This is a genomic window from Clostridium sp., from assembly GCF_040797585.1.
In the GTDB taxonomy this organism is placed as follows: domain Bacteria; phylum Bacillota; class Clostridia; order Clostridiales; family Clostridiaceae; genus Clostridium_Z.
In genome coordinates this window covers 1-3,325 of sequence record NZ_JBFNEO010000261.1, presented here as the reverse complement: position 1 = coordinate 3,325, position 3,325 = coordinate 1, and the positions used below count along the sequence as shown (strand labels likewise).

General features: G+C 26.7%; 4 protein-coding genes. 1 reads left to right on the top strand and 3 read right to left on the bottom strand.

Annotated elements, in window-relative coordinates:
* Both AB2369_RS12475 and AB2369_RS12470 read right to left on the bottom strand, forming a co-directional pair.
* Positions 1-1,169: sigma-54 interaction domain-containing protein (locus tag AB2369_RS12475; RefSeq protein ID WP_367666800.1), on the bottom strand; the 1,169-nt coding region annotated here is incomplete at its 3' end.
* 138 nt (positions 1,170-1,307) lie between these two features.
* Positions 1,308-2,099 carry a hypothetical protein gene (locus tag AB2369_RS12470; protein ID WP_367666799.1) on the bottom strand — a complete coding sequence of 264 codons (792 nt, stop codon included), beginning with the start codon at positions 2,097-2,099 and terminating at the stop codon, positions 1,308-1,310.
* Between the two features lie 160 nt (positions 2,100-2,259).
* Here AB2369_RS12470 and AB2369_RS12465 point away from each other — a divergent pair, with 160 nt between their 5' ends.
* Entirely contained in the window at positions 2,260-2,598 is a 339-nt protein-coding gene (locus tag AB2369_RS12465) for a hypothetical protein (RefSeq protein ID WP_367666798.1), read from the top strand.
* Between the two features lie 214 nt (positions 2,599-2,812).
* On the opposite strand, the gene AB2369_RS12460 is transcribed toward AB2369_RS12465, so the two are convergent.
* Positions 2,813-2,971 (bottom strand): nucleoside-triphosphatase, encoded by a 159-nt coding sequence (locus AB2369_RS12460; protein ID WP_367666797.1) that lies wholly within the window; start codon positions 2,969-2,971, stop codon positions 2,813-2,815.
* Positions 2,972-3,325: the final 354 nt, after the last annotated feature.

Sequence of the window (3,325 nt, the reverse complement as noted above, 5' to 3'; positions counted from 1 at the left end):
ATAACCTCACTATCAGTCCAATTCATGGCTCTTTCAATAATATGCTGAAGTTCCCTAACATTTCCTGGCCAATGATAATCTTTAAATAATTTTAATACTGATTTATCTACCCCTTTAATACTTTTATCCATTATCTTGTTATACTTATCTATAAAAAATTCAATTAAAACCTCTATATCTTCTTTTCTTTCCCTTAAAGGTGGTATTTCAAGAAAAATAACATTTAATCTATAATAAAGATCACGTCTAAGTCTACCTTCTTTTAATAACTTTAAAGGCTCCTCATTTGTTGAAGCAATAATTCTAACATCCAAAACCTTAGTATCCTTACCACCTATTCTTCTAACTTCTCCTTCTTGTATAAACCTAAGAAGCTTTCCTTGGAGTTCTATATCCATAGAATTAATTTCATCTAAAAATAAAGTTCCTCCACTAGCCAACTCTAAAAGTCCCATATTACTCTTTGCTCCTGTATAACTTCCCTCTTCTGTTCCAAATAATATAGATTCTAATAGATTATGAGGGATAGCAGCACAGTTTTGAGCTATAAATGGAAATTTACTTCTTACTTTATCTCCATTGTGTATAGACTGTACAAGAAGTTCTTTTCCCGTTCCTGTTTCCCCATAAACTAAAACTGGTGACGGACTTTTACATATCTTTTTACAATCTCCTATAAGGTGTTCCATGTCCTTACTCTTGTAGATTATATCTTTAAAATTGTATTTAGCACCAGAAGTTTTCTTTGTCCTTCTTTCTCCTAACCTATCTCTATTAATTTCTTCCTCAAGACTAAGTATTTTTTGAGATAGTTCTGATACTAAGGTAAAGTCCTTGAATATTTCAAAAGCTCCTATGAATTCTCCTTCTTCAAAAATAGGGATTGTGGAGGTAACAACACTTACCGTCTTTCCTAAATTATTTTTGTACTTTTGTACTTTATCTATAATAGGTCTCTTACTTTTTATTACTTGGTAAAAAGAACTTGTTTTCTCAGTTAAATAAGGGAATATTTCAAGTATATTTTTACCTAAGGCATCTTTATCTCCTATACCTGTTATATTATTTACTGATTCCTTGTAAAATGTTATATTTGCAAACTTATCTGTAATTATTATTCCTTCTCCTGAGTTTTCCACAAAAGCCTCTAATATGTTCTTATAATCCACCTTATATCCACTCCATTTTAAGTTACTGATTCTAAATTTCTATAAAAGAATACTAAATCCTTTATTAACTTAAATCTTACAATAGGTATACCATATATATATTCCCTAAAACTATTTTAATACTTTAGTTTCTTTAATTTAGTGTCTTTTAGGAAAATCCGTTTCTATAATCCTTCCTCTAAGACCATCAATTAAAATCCAGCTATTGCACCTACTTTTTACTATAAGATCCTCCTTAATAGGATTTATTAAAACAATAAGCTTTATTAAACTCGGATTCATCATTACATCCTTTGGCAAATCCACCTTTGTCTTTGAATTAAATAAATAACTGACTACAAAAATATGATTATAAGCCACAAAATAGGTATCTATTAAATTTAAATTCTTATACTCTTTAACATAGTTTAACTCTTCCCCTATATTCTCATAGCAAACATTAAAATACCTCTTTCTTAAAAGCCTATCTACTTCTTCCCTTATTACATTCCTATAGTCTTGGGTAAAGACTATATTACTATTAAATTTTATAAACCTCCTTATATCATTTAGAAATAGAGCTGCTACCTTTCTAATATGGTCTATCTCTTTTTTTTCTCCTATCTTTTCCTTATTTATTCTTGTTCTTAATATTATGTCATTTTTATAAGAGTCTGCGAGTTTTATATATCTCTTTATTTCTTCTATTCCTTTTAAAATATCTTTTTTTATGATACCGTAACTTAAAACTAAGGTTAAATCATAACTACTTTCCTTAACCACTTTAATAAACTCTTCCTCTTTCTCATCAATTAATAAGAAGCCAGTACACACTTCTCCATATAGTATAATTCCATCCTCTTCATCACTTTTTAAAAACTTTATCTTATGACATTTTAATGCTTCCCTAAGTATTTCTTCTGGTAAAAACAAATCTTCCACTTTAGCCACGGAGTTCCTCCCAATTATTTTACTGTTAATATATTTATATGACTAATGTGGTATTTAAAATTATAAATTTATAACTATTTGCACATAATTTATATGTAACTATATACAAATTTAGATTTTCCCCTTATAATAATATGATAAAAATTAAAGTGGTGAAGTTATGATAAAAAAAGTATCAATAAATAGAAAAAATAAGAGTTCTAACACAACCTTGCCTACTCCAAAGTTTCAATCAGTCTATGGTAAATTACTATTTTTATATCTAAAAAGACACTGTGATACTGGTAATACTACCATATATTTAGAAGACTTAAAGGAAATTTTAATGGCACCAAAACTCGCTCATACCTACTCTAACTTAAGACTTAGAGTTCTAGATAAAATACTAATTGAATTTGATGAAATAAATAGTCCCTTAAAATTTCAATATGAAATGTTAGAAGAAGGTGAGAGGGTACTAATTAAGTTTAAAATATTAAGTCAAGTTCAAGAAAAATAACTTTTAAATAAATACTAAAATTAACTTCTATGTTTAATATTTAAACTAATAAAGAGAGATTAACTTTAATAAAGTTAATCTCTCTTTATTTTGCTAAGTGTTATGTTTTCTCTACCTTTATGTATAAGTAATATGGCTCAAATTACCTATACCTTTAAAGGCTAAATCATTATTAAGGTTTTATAGTATCTTCTTTAAATAAAGAAGCTATAAGCTAAAACTCATGCTTAAATTCTTTTTCTTTACTATTTAATATATGCTGTTCCTTAAATCCACCCAGACTACATTTAACACTACCTAGTATTTTATTTATTATAGTGGACTTTCCTACTCCACTACTTCCATGAAGAAAAACATTTTTAATGTTTTTCACTCCTTTTTTAAATAAGTTTAATAGCTTTATATTTTCTCACTTTTACAAGGAAATACTATCATATCTTCATATGAAGTTCAATGTTTTTTGTAAAAAAAGTAAAAAATATGAAACTATTTGTGTTTTCTATAATTATCTTTCATTCCATAAAAACTTATTTTTTATGAAAAATCCCTTAATTTATCTTTCTTGGTAATGATTTTTACAGAAAATATTCATAAGGAATCCATTATTATTATTCATATAATAATCTCCTTAAATCATCTAAACCTATTTCTCTGTTTAAATGATTTTTATAAAAAATCTTCCTAGTGTTTAAATAACTATATATCAATCTTATCCTGAATTTAATAA

Coding starts and splice junctions, on each gene's coding strand:
- AB2369_RS12465 (WP_367666798.1), top strand. CDS start 2,260: ATGATAAAAAAAGTATCAATAAATAGAAAAAATAAGAGTTCTAACACA.